Origin of the sequence: uncultured Oscillibacter sp., from assembly GCF_900544955.1 — a bacterium.
Taxonomy (GTDB): Bacteria; Bacillota; Clostridia; order Oscillospirales; family Oscillospiraceae; genus Oscillibacter.
In genome coordinates this window covers 1-19,459 of sequence record NZ_UQXD01000025.1, presented here as the reverse complement: position 1 = coordinate 19,459, position 19,459 = coordinate 1, and the positions used below count along the sequence as shown (strand labels likewise).

The 19,459-nt window shown below is 66.0% G+C and carries 17 protein-coding genes and 1 other annotated feature; all 17 genes read left to right on the top strand.

The window, feature by feature from the left end:
- Positions 1 to 66: 66 nt before the first annotated feature.
- Complete coding sequence (locus QZS21_RS07265) at positions 67 to 426, top strand: GntR family transcriptional regulator (protein WP_295581843.1); 360 nt, start codon at positions 67 to 69, stop codon at positions 424 to 426.
- The gene (locus QZS21_RS07260; RefSeq protein ID WP_295581841.1) at positions 423 to 1,319 is read left to right on the top strand and encodes an ABC transporter ATP-binding protein; all 897 of its coding nucleotides are present in this window, start codon (positions 423 to 425) and stop codon (positions 1,317 to 1,319) included. The genes QZS21_RS07265 and QZS21_RS07260 overlap by 4 nt, the downstream gene beginning before the upstream one ends.
- The gene (locus QZS21_RS07255) at positions 1,294 to 3,246 is read left to right on the top strand and encodes an ABC transporter permease (RefSeq protein ID WP_295581839.1); all 1,953 of its coding nucleotides are present in this window, start codon (positions 1,294 to 1,296) and stop codon (positions 3,244 to 3,246) included. The genes QZS21_RS07260 and QZS21_RS07255 overlap by 26 nt, the downstream gene beginning before the upstream one ends.
- 87 nt (positions 3,247 to 3,333) lie before the next feature.
- Positions 3,334 to 3,936: a peptidoglycan recognition family protein gene (locus QZS21_RS07250; RefSeq protein ID WP_366557582.1), complete on the top strand. Its 603-nt coding sequence runs from the start codon at positions 3,334 to 3,336 to the stop codon at positions 3,934 to 3,936.
- 117 nt (positions 3,937 to 4,053) lie between these two features.
- Positions 4,054 to 4,224 carry a hypothetical protein gene (locus QZS21_RS07245; protein WP_295581835.1) on the top strand — a complete coding sequence of 57 codons (171 nt, stop codon included), beginning with the start codon at positions 4,054 to 4,056 and terminating at the stop codon, positions 4,222 to 4,224.
- Between the two features lie 206 nt (positions 4,225 to 4,430).
- Positions 4,431 to 4,683, top strand: a binding site (T-box leader).
- A 63-nt stretch (positions 4,684 to 4,746) separates the two neighbouring features.
- Positions 4,747 to 7,560, top strand: coding sequence for an isoleucine--tRNA ligase (gene ileS / locus QZS21_RS07240; RefSeq protein WP_295581833.1), 2,814 nt, complete (start codon positions 4,747 to 4,749; stop codon positions 7,558 to 7,560).
- 101 nt (positions 7,561 to 7,661) lie between these two features.
- Positions 7,662 to 8,723 (top strand): acyltransferase, encoded by a 1,062-nt coding sequence (locus QZS21_RS07235; protein ID WP_295581830.1) that lies wholly within the window; start codon positions 7,662 to 7,664, stop codon positions 8,721 to 8,723.
- 14 nt (positions 8,724 to 8,737) lie between these two features.
- The gene (lspA, locus tag QZS21_RS07230; protein WP_295581828.1) at positions 8,738 to 9,241 is read left to right on the top strand and encodes a signal peptidase II; all 504 of its coding nucleotides are present in this window, start codon (positions 8,738 to 8,740) and stop codon (positions 9,239 to 9,241) included.
- Positions 9,213 to 10,130, top strand: a complete 918-nt coding sequence (locus QZS21_RS07225; protein WP_295581826.1) for an RluA family pseudouridine synthase — start codon at positions 9,213 to 9,215, stop codon at positions 10,128 to 10,130. Before lspA ends, QZS21_RS07225 begins: the two co-directional genes overlap by 29 nt.
- 192 nt (positions 10,131 to 10,322) lie before the next feature.
- Positions 10,323 to 10,544, top strand: coding sequence for a hypothetical protein (locus tag QZS21_RS07220; protein ID WP_295581824.1), 222 nt, complete (start codon positions 10,323 to 10,325; stop codon positions 10,542 to 10,544).
- A gap of 141 nt (positions 10,545 to 10,685) precedes the next feature.
- On the top strand, positions 10,686 to 12,098 hold the full coding sequence (miaB, locus tag QZS21_RS07215; protein ID WP_295581821.1) for a tRNA (N6-isopentenyl adenosine(37)-C2)-methylthiotransferase MiaB: 1,413 nt from the start codon (positions 10,686 to 10,688) through the stop codon (positions 12,096 to 12,098).
- 337 nt (positions 12,099 to 12,435) lie between these two features.
- A complete protein-coding gene (locus QZS21_RS07210; RefSeq protein ID WP_295581819.1) occupies positions 12,436 to 13,464 on the top strand; it encodes a helix-turn-helix domain-containing protein in 1,029 nt (342 codons plus the stop codon).
- Positions 13,465 to 13,658: 194 nt separating this feature from the next.
- The gene (locus QZS21_RS07205; protein WP_295581817.1) at positions 13,659 to 13,874 is read left to right on the top strand and encodes a helix-turn-helix domain-containing protein; all 216 of its coding nucleotides are present in this window, start codon (positions 13,659 to 13,661) and stop codon (positions 13,872 to 13,874) included.
- A gap of 10 nt (positions 13,875 to 13,884) precedes the next feature.
- Positions 13,885 to 16,491: a DNA mismatch repair protein MutS gene (gene mutS / locus QZS21_RS07200; RefSeq protein ID WP_295581815.1), complete on the top strand. Its 2,607-nt coding sequence runs from the start codon at positions 13,885 to 13,887 to the stop codon at positions 16,489 to 16,491.
- Between the two features lie 12 nt (positions 16,492 to 16,503).
- Positions 16,504 to 17,214, top strand: coding sequence for a CPBP family intramembrane glutamic endopeptidase (locus tag QZS21_RS07195; protein WP_295581813.1), 711 nt, complete (start codon positions 16,504 to 16,506; stop codon positions 17,212 to 17,214).
- 40 nt (positions 17,215 to 17,254) lie between these two features.
- Complete coding sequence (locus tag QZS21_RS07190; RefSeq protein WP_295581811.1) at positions 17,255 to 18,166, top strand: AEC family transporter; 912 nt, start codon at positions 17,255 to 17,257, stop codon at positions 18,164 to 18,166.
- Positions 18,167 to 18,231: 65 nt separating this feature from the next.
- Positions 18,232 to 19,459: DNA mismatch repair endonuclease MutL (mutL, locus tag QZS21_RS07185; protein ID WP_295581809.1), on the top strand; the 1,228-nt coding region annotated here is incomplete at its 3' end.

Below are 19,459 nucleotides of genomic sequence, written 5' to 3'. Positions count from 1 at the left end.
GTTAGTACAGTTGCAACGGCGGACCCGGGGGGAGCCGTCAGGAAAAACGGAAGGGAGCGTGAGGATGTGATCAGCCTGAACTACCGGGATTCCCGGCCCATCTATGAGCAGATCAAGGACGGACTGCGCAAGCTGATCGTCACCGGGGCCATGTCGCCGGACGAAAAGCTGCCGTCCGTGCGGGCGCTGGCCACCCAGCTGAGCATCAATCCAAACACCATTCAGCGGGCGTACAACGAGCTGGAGGGGGAGGGGTACATTTACTCCGTCCCCGGCAAGGGGAGCTTTGCCGCCGGGGACGCCGGCGCAGACGAGGCCCGGAAGCGGGAGCTTTTGGGCAAGGTGCGGGAGCTGCTGGCGGAGCTGCGGTTTTTGGGCGTGGGGCAGGAGGAGCTGCTGGCGCTGGTGAAGGAGGAGAAGACATGATCGAAGTGAAGAACCTGGTCAAGCGGTTTGACGGCTTCGCGGCGCTGGACGGCGCCACGCTGTCCGTGCCCGCCGGCAGCGTCTACGGCCTGGTGGGCCCTAACGGCGCGGGAAAATCCACCCTGATCCGCCACCTGACGGGCATCTACCGCCAGGACGGGGGCCAGGTGAGCATAGGCGGGGAGACCGTGTGGGAAAACGCGGCGCTGAAGGCCCGAATCGCCTCCATCCCCGACGACTGGTACTACTTTTTGCAGTCCACCATCCGGGATATGATGCGCTTTTACCGGGGATTTTATCCCAGCTTTTCCATGGAGCGCTATGAGAAGCTGAAAGACGTCTTCGGCATCGACGAAAAGCGGGCCATCCGCCGCCTGAGCAAGGGCATGCAAAAGCAGGTGGCCTTCTGGCTGGCCCTCAGCGCCATGCCGGACTACCTGATTCTGGACGAGCCGGTGGACGGGCTGGACCCGGTGATGCGGCGGCAGGTGTGGTCGCTGGTGATGGGGGACGTGGCCCAGCGGGGCACCACGGTGCTGGTCTCCTCCCACAACCTGCGGGAGCTGGAGGACGTGTGCGACCACGTGGGCATCATGGACCGGGGCAAGGTGCTGCTGGAGCGGTCCCTGGCCCAGCTCCAGGACAACATGGTGAAGCTGCAGGTGGTGTTCCAGGACGGCGTGAACGAGGTGCCGGCGGACTTGCCGGTGCTCCACGTCTCCCGGATCGGCCGGATTCACACCCTCATCATGCGGATGAACGCGGAGGAGGCCACCGCCCGGCTGGCGGCGTACAACCCCATGCTGGTGGACGCGGTGCCCCTGACGCTGGAGGAGATCTTTATTTATGAATTGGGAGGTGCGAACTATGCCGTCAAAGACATCGTTCTTTAACAGAGCCCTGTTCCGCAAGAATCTGACCCGCTTCTGGCCGCTGTGGGGCATGGCCTCCTTTGTGGGGGCGCTGTTCCCCCTGGCCATGCTGATGCAGCTGATACGCGGCCATGAGGGCAGCATCGACCCGCTGGAGTTCACCCGGGCCTATTACAGCATTTTGACCGTGGCGGTGCCGGTGGTGTCGCTGCTGTACGCGATCCTCTGTGCCATGATGGTGTGGAGCTATCTCTACAACGCCCGCAGCGTGGGGCTGCTGCACACCCTGCCCATCCGGCGGGAGGGGCTGTTTTGGACCAACTTCCTCTCCGGCATGGCCATGATGTTGATTCCCTACGCCGTCACCGGCGCGCTGTGCGTCCTCATCTCCCTGGCCTACGGCGGCTTTGAGCCGGTGGGGCTGGCGGTCACCGTCCTGGGGGTGCTGGGGGAGAGCTTCTTCTACTTCGCCAGCGCCACCTTCGCGGCCTTTGTCACCGGCAACCTCTTTGCCCTGCCCGCCGTCTACTTCCTGCTGCACTTTTTGTCGGTGCTGCTGGACTGGCTGGTGTCCACCCTGGCCCAGGGCTTCATCTTCGGCCTGAATCGCAGTTACTCCGGCGTGGCGGAGTGGCTGTGCCCCACCGTGACCCTGGAGCGGGGACTGCGGCCCAACGGGACCTATGAGGAGGTGCTGCGCCGGGCCGCCAACGGCACGGGCTACTACCGCAACACCCTCACCGCCATCGACCTGGAGGGCTTCTGGATCGTGGGCGTCTATGTCCTGGTGGGTGCGGCGCTGCTGGCCGCCGCCTGGCTGCTGTACCGCCGCCGCCACAGTGAGAGCGCCGGCGACGTGGTGGCGGTGGGCTGGCTGCGGCCGGTGTTCCGCTGCGGCGTCACCGCCCTGGCGGCCCTGCTGGGGGGCATCCTGCTCTATGAGCTGTTCTGGCAGAATGTGCAGTACAGCCCGTATTACGACGCGGTGCCCATGACGGTGTGCATGATCGTGGCGGGCGTCATCGGCTATTACGCCTCCGCCATGCTGCTGCGAAAGTCCCTGCAGGTGTTCCGGGGCAGCTGGAAGGGCCTGCTCCTTCTGGCGGCATGCTGCGTCGCCGTGTGCTGCGTGCTGCGCTTCGACCTCCTGGGCGTGTCCGGCCGGGTGCCGGCGGTCGGCGAGGTGGAGCGGGTGGAGCTCTATGTGGCGGACAATAACTACACCTTCTATCCCGGCGAGGAGGACGCCCTTTTGGAGGAGGTCCGCCGGGTCCATGCCGCCGTGGCCGCCGATTGGGCGTACATCCGGGAGCTGGAGCAGCAGGACTGGAACGGAGACCTCCGGCAGGACGAGAACCTCTCCTTTGGCAACGCCCTGCACCTGACCTATGTCTTGAAGGACGGGCGCACGGTGGATCGGTTTTACAACCTGCCCATCGCCCGGGACCGGCTGGCCCAGGCGGGGACCTACGACCAGCTGTTGGATCAGCTGCTGAACAGCCAGGAGATGCGGACCAAGCGCCTCCGCGTCGGGGACAGCCGGTATGAGATCTCCAACGGCTCCCTCTATGTGGAGCGCCGGCAGCAGGGCTACGACCTGGGCAGCCGGGAGGCCGCCGCTATCCTGGCCGCCGTGGAGCGGGATGCCGCCGCCGGTGCCTGGGGGAGCTACGACTGGTTTGCCGGGCGGGACAGCGACGGCTCCTACGCCGTCTCCCTGGAGCTGAATTTCTCCTGCTACCTTGAGGAGCGCACCTACAACGACTGGATCAGAGTGGTTCTGCGCCCCGGCATGACGGAGACGCTGAACTGCCTGCGGGAGCTGGGGCTGGTGACGGAGGGGGACCTCATCACCTACTCGCAGCTGTACGCGGAGGATACCGCCGCCTCGGCCGGCACGCTGGTGGAGGAGCCCGCCTCTTTGGAGGAGACGGAGGTCCCGGCCTGACGGCGGGCGTCCAAAACATATCAAACGGGGTCTGAGAGCATGACGACGCGGATACGCAGAAAGAGAAGAAGATGGAATCCCCGGTTCGTGGCGCTGTGTCTGGGCCTGGTGTTCGTCCTGGCGGGCGGCACGGCCTGGATCTGGTGGGCGAACCGGGGCCCGGAGGGCGCCGGGGTGGAGGTGCCGGCGGATGTGGAGCAGGACCTGCTGCCGGTGAACGAGTGGTCCCGCCCCGGCACCCCCCTGGAGCGCATCGACGGGGTGGTGATCCACTACGTGGGCAACCCCGGCACCACCGCCCAGGCCAACCGCAACTACTTTGCCTCCCTGGCCTCCGGGGAGGAGGGGACCTACGCCTCCAGCCATTTCATCGTGGGGCTGGAGGGGGAGGTGGTCCAGTGCGTGCCCCTGACGGAGGTGGCCTATGCCTCCAACGGGCGCAATGAGGACACGGTCTCCGTGGAGGTCTGCCACCCGGATGAGACGGGGGCCTTCGCCCCCGTCACCTACCGCCGTTTGGTGGAGCTGACCGCCTGGCTGTGCCAGACCTTCCGGCTGGACCCGGAGGAGGCGGTGATCCGCCACTACGACGTGACGGGGAAGGCGTGCCCCCTCTACTATGTGGAAAACCCGGAGGCATGGACGGACTTCCTCCGGGACGTGGCGGCGGAGCTGGAGGCGATGTCCTGAGGCGCCGTGGAAATTTTTTTGAAAACCGTGCAACAAAACGGCCCGCTGAATCGTCTTATAGTCAGAAGCAGGGAAGAAATCCGCTGTTGTGTGAATACCAGGAAGGGAGTACTCCGTATGGAACAAAAAAATCTTGCTGAAAACCTGTGGCGCGTCTGGGTGGACACCCGGCGGCGCATCGTGTCCTTCCATGAGGAGGAGGGCTGCCAACTGCTGGAGTTCCGCAGCAGGGAGATGTTTTTGAGCTGCGTGGACCAGTACACGGGCATGCAGTATCGCTATCAGTGAGCGAGGGCCGGCCGGCGAAAGGGCCGGTCCTTTTTTTGCCCTTCGGGCAGGGGGAATTGATTTCCGCCCCGAGGGGTAGAATCCCTTGTCCCCGCGCCGTGCGCGGATTCCCCCGTCTTTGCCCGGCAGGCGGTCAGCCCCGGAAATCACACAATTCTCCTGTTGACAAACCGCCAAAACGTGATATTATAATTCGGTAATTGAACATTTTGGCGTCGATAAGGACGAGTATCCCTTTGATCCCCGCAAAGAGAGCCGCCGGTTGGTGAGAGGCGGACGGGCGCAGAGGGGGAAAATCACCTTGGAGCCTCCTGCTGAAAGACGACGCGAGTAAGCGTGGACGTGTGACGGGCGTTACTCCGTCGGCCTGTGAACGCAGGCTGTGAGCGGCCGCCTCCCGCGAGGGAGGGGCAACCAAGAGTGGTACCGCAGAGTGTTTTCTGGCACTTTGTCTCTTCGGAGACAGGGTGCTTTTTATTTTTGCCAGGAATTGATTACTGTAATAAAGGAGAAACCGCGGATATGGATTACAACAAGACCATCAATCTGCCGAAGACCGACTTCCCCATGCGGGCGGGCCTGCCCAAGCGGGAGCCGGAGATGCTGGCGCGCTGGGAGAAGCTGGACGTCTACCACGAGATGCTGAAGAAGAACGAGGGCAAGCCCCGCTTCAACCTCCACGACGGCCCTCCGTTCTCCAACGGTGCGCTGCACATGGGCCACGCCCTGAACAAATCCATCAAGGACTTCATCACCCGCTCCTACGCCATGCGGGGCCGGTACACCCCCTATATCCCCGGCTGGGACAACCACGGCATGCCCATCGAGTCCGCCATCATCAAGCAGAACAAGCTCAACCGCAAGTCCATGTCCGTGCCGGACTTCCGCTCCGCCTGCCAGGAGTTCGCCCAGCACTATATGGACGTCCAGAGCGAGGGCTTCCAGCGGATGGGCGTCCTGGGCGACTGGGAGCACCCCTACGCCACCATGCACCCCACCTTTGAGGCGGAGGAGGTCAAGGTCTTCGGCGCCATGTACCAGAAGGGCTATATCTACAAGGGCCTCAAGCCCGTGTACTGGTGCCCCCGGGACGAGACCGCCCTGGCGGAGGCGGAGATCGAGTACCAGGACGACCCCTGCACCACCGTCTACGTGAAGTTCCCCCTTCGCGACGACCTGGGGAAGCTCTCCGCCTACGACAAGGAGAAGTTCTTCTTCGTGATCTGGACCACCACCATCTGGACGCTGCCGGGCAACCTGGCCATCGCCCTCCACCCCCAGGAGTCCTACGCCCTGGTGAAGGCCCCCGGCGGGGAGGTCTACGTCATGGCCGAGGCCCTGGTGGAGAAGGTCATGGGCATCGGCGGCTTTGACCGCTACGAGGTGCTGGAGACCCACCCCGGCGCCTTCTTCGAGAACATGCTGGCGGACCACCCCTTCCTGCCCAAGACCTCCCGCCTGGTGAACGCGGACTACGTGACCATGGACTCCGGCACCGGCTGCGTCCACACCGCCCCGGGCTTCGGCGCCGACGACTACCAGACCTGCCGCCGCTACGGCATGGACATGGTGGTGCCGGTGGACGACCAGGGCCGCCACACCGACTACGCCGGCAAGTACGCCGGCCTCTCCACCGAGGCCTCCAACCCCGTCATCCTGGCGGACATGAAGGAGAGCGGCGCCCTCTTCGCCCAGGAGGACATCGTGCACAGCTACCCCCACTGCTGGCGCTGCAAGGGGCCCATCATCTTCCGGGCCACACCCCAGTGGTTCTGCTCCGTGGACGCCTTCAAGGAGGAGGCGGTGGCCGCCTGCGACGACGTGCGCTGGGTCCCCGCCTGGGGCATCGAGCGGATGAAGTCCATGATCCGGGAGCGCAGCGACTGGTGCATCTCCCGCCAGCGCAGATGGGGCCTGCCCATCCCCGTGGTGTACTGCAAGTCCTGCGGCAAGCCCGTGTGCACCGACGAGACCATCGCCGCCATCTCCGCCCTCTTTGAGAAGGAGGGCTCCAACGCCTGGTTTGCCCGGGAGGCGGAGGAGATTCTGCCCCAGGGCTTCACCTGCCCCCACTGCGGCGGCGCCGCCGGCTTTGAGAAGGAGGAGGACACCCTGGACGGCTGGTTTGACTCCGGCTCCACCCACTTCGCCTCCATGAAGCGGGACCAGGGCTTCTGGCCCGCCGACGTGTATATGGAGGGCTTGGACCAGTACCGCGGCTGGTTCCAGTCCAGTCTGCTCACCGCCGTGGGCACCCTGGGCCAGGGGGCGCCCTTCCGGGAGTGCATCACCCACGGCTGGACCGTGGACGGCGAGGGCAAGGCCATGCACAAGTCCCTGGGCAACGGCATGGACCCCTATGAGATCTTCAACAAGTACGGCGCGGATCTGCTGCGGCTGTGGGCCGCCAGCGCCGACTACCACGCCGACATGCGCTGCTCCGACGAGATTTTCAAGCAGCTCTCCCAGAACTACCTGAAGTTCCGCAACACCGCCCGGTACTGCCTGGGCAATCTGGACGGCTTCAACGCCGACGACCTGGTGCCCCCCCAGCAGATGGAGGAGCTGGACCGCTGGGCGGTGACGGCGCTGAATGCCCTCATGGAGAAGTGCGGCCAGGCCTACGACGACTACGCCTTCAACGCCGTGACTCACGCCGTCAACGACTTCTGCGTGGTGGAGCTGTCCAACTTCTACCTGGACATCATCAAGGACCGGCTGTACTGCGAGGAGCGAGACGGTGCCAAGCGCCGCAGCGCCCAGACCGCCCTGTTCCTGATTCTGGACACCATAACCAAGCTCATGGCCCCCATCCTGCCCTTCACCTGCGACGAGATCTGGCTGGCCATGCCCCACCGGGCCGGGGACGACGGGCGCAACGTGGTGTTCAACGAGATGAACCACCCCTTCACGGACTACGCCCTGGATGAGGCGGCCATGGAGAAGTGGGCCGTGGTGGAGAACCTGCGCCGGGACGTGAACGCCGTGCTGGAGGCCGCCCGGGCGGAGAAGAAGATCGGCAAGGCCCTGGAGGCCCATGTGGCCCTTCACGCCGGGGACGACGCCTCCGCCTCCGCCCTGGTGCAGGTGATGGGGCTGAATCTGGCGGAGCTGTTCATCGTCTCGGACTGCCAGGTGTCCGGCGCCGCGCCGGAGGCGGGCTCCGTCACCGGCACGGGCACCGCCTACCCGGGGCTGACCGTGGAGGTCAGCGAGGCCAAGGGCGCCAAGTGTGAGCGCTGCTGGATGCACTCCACCCGGGTGGGGGAGGATGCGGACCATCCCACCCTCTGCCCCCGCTGCGCCGCCGTGGTGGCGAAGCTGCCGCAGTTTTGATTCTGGTTGCATCTTGTGGGGGAATCCATTACACTAGGAGCGGGGCGGACAGCCCCGCTCCTCCCGCTTTCGGGCGGAGAGCGAAGAAAGGACGGCGTTCCATGGAGCGTTCTACCGTTTTCACCGCACACACCCGGGACCACGCCGTGGATCTGGTCAAGACCGTGGCCATCTGCGACGTGCTTATCAGCCATGTGGCCGTCCCCGCCTTCGGCGCAGGCGGCGTGGGCACACCGGCCTGGCTGTGGGCCCTCTTCTGGGCGGCGGCCTCCCACATCAGCGTGTCGCTGTTCCTGATGGCCAGCGGAGCGCTGCTGCTGCACCCGGACAGGGAGATGACCCTGAAAAAGCTGTACACCAAAAACTTTCCCCGGCTGCTGATCGCGCTGCTGTTCTGGGCGGCGTGCTACAAGCTGTTCGGCCTTTTTTCCTACGGGTGGCCGTCGGGGGCTGCGCTGGTGCAGGCGGGGAAGGAGGTGGTGCTGTTCCGCCATGAGGAGCATTTGTACTACCTGCACATCATGCTGCTGGTGTACGCCTTTTTGCCCATCACCCAGCTTGTGGCGGCCCGGGCGGACCGGCGGCAGCTGGAGTACCTCCTGGGGCTGTGGTTCCTCCTGGGCATTCTCTACCCCACCGTGCAGACCTTTTGGCCCTTCACGCTGCTGGTGGGCATCCCCCGGCAGTGGCTGATGAACATGACCTACGCCGCCATCGGCTACACCCTCCTGGGCCGCTACCTGACGGCCTACCACGCCTCCTCCCGCCGCTGGCCCTGGGCATTGCTGGCCGCCGCCGGATTTTTGACGGGCTTTTGCGGGAGCTGGGTTGCCTCCCTGGCGGACGGCGGGCTGAACACCCACTTCCTGGAGGGGATGGGCGTGGGCATGTGCCTGGAGGCCGTGGGGATCTACGGCCTGTGCATGACCGCCCGGATTTCCCAGGCGGTGGGACGGGCGGCGGAGGTGGTCTCCCGGGCGTCCTTCTGCGTCTTTCTGGTTCATGTCTTCTTCCTGAAGACCTTCGCCCGCCTGGGGCTCACCGCCCTGGTGGGCCCCGCCGCCGTGACCGTGCCGCTGCTGTCGCTGCTGCTCCTGGGCTGCGGCTGCGCCGTCTACGCGGTGCTTCGGCGGATTCCGGTGGTGAACAAATACCTGATTTGAGGAGAACTTCCCGTATGATACTGTATACAATCGGCGCCCTGGTGGCCCTGGCCCTGCTGGGGCTGGACCAGTGGGTGAAGCACTGGGTCACGCTGCACCTCCCTCTGGGGGAGACCATGCCCCTGCTGCCGGGCTTCCTCCAGCTCCGCTCCGTCCACAACTACGGCGCCGCCTGGTCCAGCTTTTCCGGCCAGCGGTGGCTGCTGGTGGGCGTCACCACCTGCATTGTCCTGGCGGTGGTGTTTGTGCTGGTCCGGCGCATCGTCCGCCACCCCCTGGGGGTGTCCGCCGCGTTTTTGATCCTCGCCGGGGGCCTGGGCAACATTTTGGACCGGGTCCGCCTGGGCTATGTGGTGGACATGTTTGACTTTCAGTTCATGAGCTATCCGGTGTTCAACGTGGCGGACATGTGCGTGGTCTGCGGCGCGGTGCTGGCGGTGGTGTACTACCTGTGGTTCTACGAAAAATACGACAAGAGGGAAACGAAACATGGAGATTCTGACGCTCCAGGCGCTTGAGGCGGACGCCGGGAGCCGGGTGGACGCCTGGCTGGCCGCCCGGCTGGAGGGCGTCACCCGCTCCGCCGCGGCGCGGCTGCTAGAGGAGGGCCGGGTCACCCGGGAGGGAAGGCCCCTGGCCAAAAACCACCGTCTGACCCCGGGGGAGACCCTGACGGTGGCGCTGCCGGACCCGGCGGCGGCGGACGCCGCCCCCCAGGACATCCCCCTGGATGTGGTGTACGAGGACGACGACGTGATCGTGGTGAACAAGCCCAAGGGGCTGGTGGTCCACCCCGCCCCCGGCCACCCGGACGGGACGCTGGTAAACGCCCTGCTCCACCACTGCCGGGGCAGCCTCTCCGGCGTGGGCGGGGCGCTGCGGCCCGGCATCGTCCACCGCATCGACCGGGACACCTCCGGCCTCATCATCGCGGCGAAGAACGACTGCGCCCACCAGCGCCTGGCGGCCCAGCTCCAGGACCACACCCTGGCAAGGACCTATGAGTGCCTGGTGACCGGCACCCTCCGGGAGGACCGGGGCACCGTCAGCGCCCCCATCGGCCGCAGCACCGCGGACCGCAAGAAGATGGCGGTGACCGCCTCCGGCCGCCCCGCCGTCACCCACTGGGAGGTTCTGGCCCGCTATCCCGGCTGTACCCACCTCCGCTGCCGGCTGGAGACCGGCCGCACCCACCAGATCCGGGTCCACATGGCCTATCTGGGCCACCCCATCCTGGGGGACACGGTGTACGGCGCCAAAAAGGCGGTGCCCGGCCTCCAGGGCCAGTGCCTCCACGCCGTGGGGCTGCGGTTCGTCCACCCCCGCACCGGGGAGACGGTGGAGCTGCACTGCCCCCTGCCGGAGGAGTTTCGCGCCCAACTGCGGAAGCTGGCCGCCCGGGCGTAGGTTCCCCTTCCGACGGATTGTTTGCTTTTTCACATAAAAAAACGATTACTTTTGTGCGAAACTTACAGTAGAAAAACGATTACTACCGTCAGATTTAACAAAAACGAACCTTGACGGCGGCTCGCTCTGCCTGCTACACTGTGGGTAGGCGCTGGAAAAGGCGCCCAACGGAAACGTGAGGAGGTAACGAGCATGATCCATGAAATCGCGATCAAGAGCAGGGAGCAGGTGGAGAAGATCAACCACTTGGCCTGCGAGACGCCGTACGAAGTCTGGCTGAGCACCGATACGCTGATGCTGGACGCCCGTTCTCTGCTGGGATTGTTTGCACTGGTGGGCAAGAAGGCCCACGTCATCGCCGAGGACGACGTGGACCCGAAGCAGTTCGGCAGATTGGTCTCCAAAATGGGATAAGGCGGGGGGAGCGGCACACCGGTGCCGCTCCCCTTTTTTTGCCGGGGAAGGGGGGCTTCCCCGGCGTTTTCGTCTTGTGCTTTCCCGGCTTTTATGCTATGATACCTGCGTTAAAGTATCAACATTCGGAGGAAGCGCAATTTGGAACGCAGAGATGTACAGGTCCCGGCGGCGGACCTGGCCCGCCAGCGGGCGTTTGAGGAGAAAATTGCCGCCCGGTTTGCCGCCCGGCAGGCCCACCCCGCGGCCTGCGTGGACACCTTCGGCTGCCAGCAGAACGAGGCCGACGGCCAGAGGCTCAAGGGCATGCTGGCGCGCTGCGGCTTCACCTTTACGGAGGAGCCCGGGGAGGCGGACCTGGTGATTTTGAACACCTGCGCCGTCCGGGAGCACGCGGAGCAGCGGGTCTTCGGCAACCTGGGGATGCTGACCCACACCAAGCGGGAGAACCCGGAGCAGGTGGTGGCCCTGTGCGGCTGCATGGCCCAGGAGGAGCGGGTGAGCCGGCGGGTGCGGGAGTCCTACCGCCACGTGGACCTGGTGTTCGGCCCCCACGCCCTGTGGCGGTTTCCGGAGCTTCTGTGGCAGGTGTACGACACGGGGAAGCGGGTCTTCTCCGTGGCGGACGAGGAGGGCACCATCGCCGAGGGGCTTCCCGTGGTGCGGGAGAAGGGCGTGAAGGCCTGGGTCTCCATCATGTACGGGTGCAACAACTTCTGCTCCTACTGCATCGTGCCCTACGTCCGGGGCCGGGAGCGCAGCCGGGAGCCCCGGCGGGTGCTGGAGGAGGTGCGGGAGCTGGTGGAGGCGGGGTACCGGGACATCACCCTCCTGGGCCAGAACGTGAACTCCTACGGCAACGACCTGGGGACGGGGTACGACTTCGCGGACCTGCTGGCGGACATCGACCAAATCCCCGGGGAGTACCGCATCCGCTTCATGTCCAGCCACCCCAAGGACGCCACGAAAAAGCTCTTCGACACCATGGCCCGCTGTGCCCACGTGGCCAAGCAGCTCCACCTGCCCTTCCAGTCCGGAAACAACCGGGTGCTGCGGGAGATGAACCGGCGCTACACCCGGGAGCAGTACCTGGAGTTGATCCGCTACGCCAAGGGCGTCATGCCGGATCTGGTGCTGACCTCCGACGTCATCATCGGCTTCCCCGGGGAGACGGAGGCGGAGGCCATGGACACCGTGTCCCTGGTGGAGGAGGTGGGCTTTGACGCCCTCTTCACCTTCATCTACTCCCCCCGCCCCGGCACCCGGGCGGCGGAGATGCCGGACCCGGTGCCCCGGGAGGAGAAGCAGGTGTGGTTCGACAAGCTGCTGGCGGTGCAGAACGCCCGGTCCGCCGCCCTCCACGCGGCCTATGTGGGCAAAACGGTGCGGGTGCTGGTGGACGGCGAGAGCGGCGACGGGGACTACCCCCTCTCCGCCCGGACGGAGGGCAACCGCCTGGTCCGGCTGAAGGGGGATAAGGCCCTCATCGGCCGCTTTGTGGACGCGGTGGTGACGGACAGCAACACCTGGGCGCTGTATGGTCGGGAAGCCTGACGAAAGATGCGCCGCGCCAGCAGAAAGGCCCGCCGGGCGTAAGCGTCGGCGCTGAGGCCGTCGCAGGCGTTCTGGGCGTCCTCGTAGGCCAGGAAGAGCTTGCGCTGGGCCGGGGAGAGGGTGTCCCACAGGGCCTGGGAGGCCCGGTCCGCCTCCGCCTGCTGGGCGGAGAAGGGGCCGGACAGCCGGGCCGGGCGCCCCTCGCTCAGATGATGCAGCAGAATGCCGATATAATCGTCCATAAATGTTCACCACCATATTGATGACTACAAACGTAGTTGCTATAATGACAGTGTAGCACCTACGTTTGTGGTTGTCAACAGAAAGAGGAGTTAAGATGACGCTTTCCGAGCACCTTTTTCAGTTGAGGACAGAAACCGGCCTGAAACAACAGGAACTGGCGGATAAGGTCGGCATCAGCCTGAGCGGATATCAAAACTACGAGCGGGGACTGCGGGAGCCGCCGCTCTCCACCCTGGTGGCCCTGGCGGATTTTTACGACCTGTCCCTGGATGAGCTGGTGGGGCGGGAGCGGTGCGTGCGGGTGACGGCCCTGCTGGAGAACACCGCCTGCCGCCCCGGCCTGGCCGCGGCCCACGGGCTGTCGCTGTACATCCAGACGCCGCTGCACAACATCCTCTTCGACATGGGACCGGATGAGGCCTTCCTTGCCAACGCCCAGGCGCTGGGGGTGGATTTGGAGGCGGTGGACGTGGCCGTGCTCTCCCACGGGCATTACGACCACGGCGGCGGCCTGGCCGCCTTCTGCCGTCTCAATACCCGGGCAGCCGTCTACCTCCACCGCGCCGCCTTTGGCGCCTATTACGCCGTGGAGGACGGGGGAGAGCCGGCCTATATCGGCCTGCCGCTGGAGCTGGCGGCCTACCGGGACCGCTTCCGCCTCACCGGCGGAGAGACGGTGATCGACCGGGAGCTGACCCTCTTTTCCGACCCGCCCCGGGTGTTCGACGCCCTGGACGCCAGCGCCGCCCTCCGGGAGAAGATGGGGGAGGACTTCCGTCCGGACGGCTTCGCCCATGAGCAGAACCTGCTGATCCGGGCGGCGGGCAAGACGGTTTTGATCGCGGGCTGCGCCCACCGGGGCATCGTTAACATCCTCCGGGGGGCGGAGGACCGCCTGGGCCGCCGGCCCGACGCCGCCGTGGGCGGCTTCCACCTGTTCCAACTGGCGGAGGGAGACCCGGAGGCCGATGCGCTGATCGACCGCACCGGGCAGGCCCTGCTGCCGGGGGCCACGGTGTATTACACGGGCCACTGTACCGGGGAGTACGCCTACCGGCGCCTCCGGGGAATTCTGGGGGAGCGGCTGTGCCGCCTGTCCGGCGGTGGGGTGGTGGAGATTTGAAGGGGGGGCGCCCCTTCAGGCGGCGTCCGCGCGATGTGCGGCCACCCCCGCCCCGGCGGGCGGAACTCCCACCCCTGCCCGATGGGCGGCATTCCCCGTCTCAGGCGACGAAACGGAAAGGAATTGACAGACACGTTCGTGTGCGTTTATAATAACACACCTGTTCGTGCGTGTCAATTGGAAAAGAGGAAACGATGACGTTTGCCGAACATCTTTTAGAGTTGAGAAAAAAGGCGGGGCTGACGCAGACCGAGCTGGCGCCGCAAATCGGCATTAGTTGGCGCGCATACCAGAACTACGAGCGGGGCCAGCGGGAGCCCACCCTCTCCACTCTGGTGGCCCTGGCGGACTTCTACGCCATATCGGTGGACGAGCTGATTTGCCACCAACCCAAAGACAAAAAACAATGAGGTGAGACGCATGGCGGAGCTGACCCCCATGATGAAGCAATATCTGGAGATCAAAAAAGACAACCCGGACTCCATCCTGTTTTTCCGGCTGGGGGACTTCTACGAGATGTTCGACGACGACGCCCGCCTGGCCTCCCGGGAGCTGGATTTGACCCTCACCAGCCGGGACCACGGCAAGCACCAGAAGCCCGCCGAGGAGCAGATTCCCATGTGCGGCATCCCCTACCACGCCAGCGAGGCCTACATCGCCCGCCTCATCGCCAAGGGCTACAAGGTGGCCATCTGCGAGCAGATGGAGGACCCCGCCGCCGCCAAGGGCCTGGTGAAGCGGGACATCATCCGGGTGGTCACCCCCGGCACCGTCATCGCCGCCGCCTGCCTGGACGACAAGTCCAGCAACTTCCTCTGCGGCATCTACATGGACAGCCGCGCCGCCGGCGTGGCCTTTTGCGACATCTCCACCGGCAAGGCCCACCTGACCGCCTTTACCGGCAAAGACCGGCTGGAGCACGTGGTGAACGAGCTGGGCCGCTTTTCCCCCGTGGAGGCCATTTTGAACGACGGCGCCTATGCCGAAAAGGGCCTGACCGACGCCCTGGCGGAGACCTTCTCCTGCCGGGTGGAAAACGGGGGAGAGCGGCGCTTTTTGCTGGCCGAGGCGGAGAAGAACATCCGCAGACAGTTCGGCGAGGAGGCCCTGGGCCGCCTGCCCGCCGGAACCCCCGCGGCGGCCATGGCCCTGGGCGGACTGCTGAACTACCTGTACGAGACCCAGAAGACGGACCTCTCTCACATCAACGACCTGGACTACTACGAGCAGGGCCGGTTTATGGAGCTGGACCTGGCGGCCCGGCGGAATCTGGAGCTGACGGAGACCCTCCGGGCCAAGGAGAAGAAGGGGAGCCTTCTGTGGGTGCTGGACAAGACCAAAACCCCTATGGGGGCCCGGTGCCTGCGCAGCTTCATGGAGCGGCCCCTCCTCAGCGTCACCGCCATCTGCAAGCGCAACGCCGCCGTAGCCGCCCTGGTGGAGAACACCATCGCCCGGGAGGAGCTGATCGCCGCCCTGACGGGCCTGGGGGACATGGAGCGGCTGCTGGGCCGCATCGTCTACGGCACCGCCGGGGGGCGGGACATGGCCTCCCTCCGGGCCGCCATGGAAAAACTGCCCGCCGTCCGCGCCCAGCTGGCGGCCTTCTCCGACCGCCGCCTGGCGGAGCTGACCGAGCAATTGGACACCCTGGAGGACGTGGGGGGCCGGATTGCCGCCGCCATCTGCGACGAGCCGCCCTTCTCCGTTCGGGAGGGGGGCTTCATCCGGGACGGCTTCCATCAGGAGGTGGACCGCCTGCGCCATATTCTCAAGGGGGGCAAGGGCGTCATCGCGGAGATGGAGGCCCGGGAGAAGGAGCGCACCGGCATCCGCACGCTGAAAATCGGCTACAACAAGGTCTTCGGCTATTACATCGAGGTCAGCAACTCCTTCAAGGACCAGGTGCCCGAGACGTACATCCGCAAGCAGACCCTGGTGAACGGGGAGCGGTTCATCACCCAGGAGCTCAAGGACCTGGAGCACTCCGTCCTCACCGCCTCGGAGCGGGTGGTGGCCCTGGAGTACGAGCTGTTCACCCAATTGCGCCGGGAGGTCTCCGACCAGGCCGCCCGCATCCAGCGGACCGCCGCCGCCCTGGCGGAGGCGGACGCCCTGGCCTCCTTCGCCGCCGTGGCGGTGCGCCGGGGCTACTGCCGCCCCGACGTGGACGAGTCCGGCGTCATCGAGATCCGGGAGGGCCGCCACCCGGTGGTGGAGCAGGTCCTCAAAGACACCCTCTTCGTCCCCAACGACACCTTCATGGGGGAGAGGGAGGAGCGGGTGGCCATCATCACCGGACCCAACATGGCGGGCAAGTCCACCTACATGCGCCAGGTGGCGCTGATCGTCCTCATGGCCCAGATGGGGTCCTTCGTCCCCGCCCGCCACGCCCACATTGGCGTGGTGGACCGGATTTTCACCCGCATCGGCGCCAGCGACGACCTCTCCGCCGGGCAGTCCACCTTCATGGTGGAGATGACGGAGGTCTCCGACATTTTGCACCACGCCACCAAAAACTCCCTGCTGATTCTGGACGAGATCGGCCGGGGCACCTCTACCTTTGACGGCATGTCCATCGCCCGGGCGGTGCTGGAGTACTGCGCGGACAGGAAGCTGCTGGGGGCCAAGACCCTCTTCGCCACCCATTACCACGAGCTGACGGAGCTGGAGAACACCCTCCCCGGCACCGTGAACTACAACATCGCCGTGAAGGCCCGGGGGGACGACATCATCTTCCTGCGCAAAATCGTCCCCGGCGGGGCGGACCGGAGCTACGGCATCGAGGTGGCCCGGCTGGCGGGCCTGCCGGAGAAGGTGGTCCAGCGGGCCAAGGCGGTTTTGAAGGAGCTGGAGGAGGAGAACGGGGTCTCCTACACCGCGCCCCGGCGGGAGACGGACCAGGTGTCCCTGGGGTCCATCGGGGAGGGCGAGGTGCTGGACGCCCTGCGCCGCTGCCAGCCGGACACCCTGACCCCCATCGAGGCCATGGGTCTGCTCTACGAGCTGAAACAAAAACTTTCCTGACGGAGGCACGGGATGGCTAGACGGAAATCCACGACCCATATGACGGCGGGGGAGCAGATTGCCGGGGTGATCTTCTTTGTGATCTACCTGCTGGTGCTGCCCTTTGCCACCGCGCCGCTGTTTCGCCTGGCGGGGCGGCTGCTGGGGCTGACCATCTCCCCGGTGCTGCAAAACATCATCTATTACTACCTGCTCTTCGCCGTCACCGTGGTGATCTTCCACGGCTTCCTGGCCCGGACCTCCCGCCTGCTGGCGGAGAACCTGGGCACCGCCTGCAAGACCCTGGCGGCGGGGCTGGTGGCGCTGTACGGCCTCAACGAGCTGGTGTACCGGCTGACCAACCTGCTGGTGCGCAACCACACCAACCTCAACAACACCACCATCTCTGCCCAGATCGACGCCGCCCCCCATATGACGCTGCTGATCGTCGTGTTTCTGGCGCCCTTTGTGGAGGAGGTGCTGTTCCGGGGGCTGGTGTTCGGCAATCTCCGGGGAAAGAGCCGGGCGGCGGCGTACCTGGTGAGCTGCCTGCTGTTCGCGCTGCTGCACGTGTGGCAGTTCGCGGTGGTGAACCAGGACATCACCTACTTTGTGCTGATGGTCCAGTATCTGGTGCCGGGACTGGTGCTGGCCTGGGCCTACGACCACAGCGGCACGCTGTGGACCGCCGTGGGGCTGCACGCCGCGGCCAACGCCCTGTCCGTGTGGACCATGCTGGCCTGACGGCGGGAGAGACAGAAAAGAAATAGAGGAGTCACTGGGCATGAGTTTTTTCGACACGTTTAACGAAATGGTGGTCATCCTGTTTGCGGTGGCCGTGGGATACCTGGCGCACCGGCTGGGCTACCTGGGCGGGGAGACCAACCAAAAACTCTCCAAGCTGATTCTGAACATCACCACCCCGGCGCTGATCCTCTCCTCTGTGGCCAACGAGGAGAATCTGCCGGGGGTGGCGGAGGTGCTGTCCGTTTTGCTGGTGGCGGTGGTGTTCTACGTGGTGGAGTTCGCCTTTGCCCTGCTGGTGCCCCGGCTGGCGGGAGGGACCCCCAAGCAGATCGGCGTGTGGCAGTTCCTCCTGAGCTTTCCCAACGTGGGCTTCATCGGCTATCCCCTGGTAGAGGCCCTCTTCGGCCACACCGGCCTCTTTTACGCGGTGATTCTGGTGATGCCCTTCAACCTGCTGAACTACTCCCTGGGGCCGCTGATGATCAGCGGGAAGATCCGCTTTCACTGGAAGCAGCTCCTCTCCCCGGCGATCCTCATGGCGTGTTTCACCCTCTTTGTCACCCTGGCGGGCATTCACCTGCCGCCCATGGTGGGCGCCATGGCGGAGATCGTGGCCGATGTGAACATTCCTTTGTCGCTGCTGGTGCTGGGGTCCATGCTGGCGGGCATGTCCGCCCGGCAGGTCCTCACCTCCGTGCGGATGTGGGTGCTCTCCGCCGTGCGGCTGCTGATTATGCCGGCGACTTTGGGGGTGGTGCTGCGGTTTTTGAACACGGACCCGCTGGTGCTGGGGGTGGCGGTGGCCCAGATGGCCATGCCCGCGGCGGTGAACGGCACCATGCTGTGCCTGGAATTTGACGGCGACGCCGAGACCATGGCCCAGATCACCTTTTTGACCACCGTCCTCTCCATCGTCACCATTCCCCTGGCGGTGTGGCTGTTTGTGTGAGGATGCAACACGGGGCGCCTCCGCGGCGTGACGCGGCGGGGCCGTCCCGGGAAAGGAGCGGAACCATGCCTGAGATTGCACAACTGGACGCCCATGTGGCGGACCTGATCGCCGCCGGAGAGGTGGTGGAGCGGCCGGCCAGCGTGGTGAAGGAGCTGGTGGAAAACGCCCTGGACGCGGGGTGCTCCGCCGTGGTGGTGGAGATTCGGCGGGGGGGCATGGGCCTCATCCGGGTGACGGACGACGGCTGCGGCATTCCGCCCCGGGAGCTGCCCACCGCTTTTTTGCGCCATGCCACCTCCAAGCTGCGCCAGGCGGAGGACCTGGGCAGAATCGGCACTCTGGGTTTCCGGGGGGAGGCCCTGGCGGCCATCGCCGCCGTCAGCCGGGTGGACGTTTTGACCCGGCAGCGGGGGGCGGCCTGCGGCGCGGCGCTGCACCTGGAGGGGGGCGTCCCCGGCAGGGTGGAGGAGGCGGGGGCCCCGGAGGGCACCACCATGACCGTGCGGGACCTGTTTTACAACACCCCCGCCCGGCTGAAATTCATGCGCAAGGACAGCGCGGAGACCGCCGCCGTGGCAGGGCTGATGCAGCATCTGGCCCTGTCCCACCCGGACGTCTCCTTCAAGCTGATTAAGGACGGCGCGGAGGCCCTCCACACCCCCGGCGACGGGCGGCTGGACTCCGCGGTGTACGCCGCCCTGGGCCGGGAGTTCGCCCGGGGACTGGTGGCGGTGGAGGGCCGGGGCGGGGAGATCGCCGTCTCCGGCTTCGTGACGCCGCCGCTGCTGGGCCGGGGGTCCCGGTCCATGCAGGTGTTTTTCGTCAACGGCCGGTTCATCAAGTCCCAGCTGCTGACGGCGGCCCTGGAGGAGGGCTACCGCAACCAGCTCATGAAGGGCCGGTTCCCCGGCTGCGTGCTGTCCGTGACGCTGCCGGTGACGGCGGTGGACGTGAACGTGCACCCCGCCAAGACCCAGGTGAAGTTCGCCCGGGAGCGGGAGGTTTTTGACGCGGTGTACCACACCGTGCTGGACGCCCTGGCGGAGAAGGGCGCCCCGGTGCCCGCCCCCAAGGCGACGGAGCAGGCGGTGAACCCCCGGGGGGACTTCTTCCGCAGCATGGACGCGGGGGCCTTCCGGGCGGAGAGCGCCGCCAAGGCGCCGGCGGAGCGTCCGGCGGCCCGTCCCGCCTGGAACACAGAGCGGCCCGCCCCGGCCCGGGTGGCGGACAGCGCCCCGGACCGCCCCTTTTACCGCGGGCTCTCCGGCGGAAAGCCCGCCGCCCTGGGGA

Excerpts from the sequence above, each read along its gene's own strand:
- QZS21_RS07260 (WP_295581841.1), top strand. The coding sequence starts at position 423 with ATGATCGAAGTGAAGAACCTGGTCAAGCGGTTTGACGGCTTCGCGGCG.
- QZS21_RS07255 (WP_295581839.1), top strand. The coding sequence starts at position 1,294 with ATGCCGTCAAAGACATCGTTCTTTAACAGAGCCCTGTTCCGCAAGAAT.
- QZS21_RS07245 (WP_295581835.1), top strand. The coding sequence starts at position 4,054 with ATGGAACAAAAAAATCTTGCTGAAAACCTGTGGCGCGTCTGGGTGGAC.
- ileS (WP_295581833.1), top strand. The coding sequence starts at position 4,747 with ATGGATTACAACAAGACCATCAATCTGCCGAAGACCGACTTCCCCATG.
- QZS21_RS07235 (WP_295581830.1), top strand. The coding sequence starts at position 7,662 with ATGGAGCGTTCTACCGTTTTCACCGCACACACCCGGGACCACGCCGTG.
- lspA (WP_295581828.1), top strand. The coding sequence starts at position 8,738 with ATGATACTGTATACAATCGGCGCCCTGGTGGCCCTGGCCCTGCTGGGG.
- QZS21_RS07225 (WP_295581826.1), top strand. The coding sequence starts at position 9,213 with ATGGAGATTCTGACGCTCCAGGCGCTTGAGGCGGACGCCGGGAGCCGG.
- QZS21_RS07220 (WP_295581824.1), top strand. The coding sequence starts at position 10,323 with ATGATCCATGAAATCGCGATCAAGAGCAGGGAGCAGGTGGAGAAGATC.
- QZS21_RS07210 (WP_295581819.1), top strand. The coding sequence starts at position 12,436 with ATGACGCTTTCCGAGCACCTTTTTCAGTTGAGGACAGAAACCGGCCTG.
- QZS21_RS07205 (WP_295581817.1), top strand. The coding sequence starts at position 13,659 with ATGACGTTTGCCGAACATCTTTTAGAGTTGAGAAAAAAGGCGGGGCTG.
- mutS (WP_295581815.1), top strand. The coding sequence starts at position 13,885 with ATGGCGGAGCTGACCCCCATGATGAAGCAATATCTGGAGATCAAAAAA.
- QZS21_RS07195 (WP_295581813.1), top strand. The coding sequence starts at position 16,504 with ATGGCTAGACGGAAATCCACGACCCATATGACGGCGGGGGAGCAGATT.
- QZS21_RS07190 (WP_295581811.1), top strand. The coding sequence starts at position 17,255 with ATGAGTTTTTTCGACACGTTTAACGAAATGGTGGTCATCCTGTTTGCG.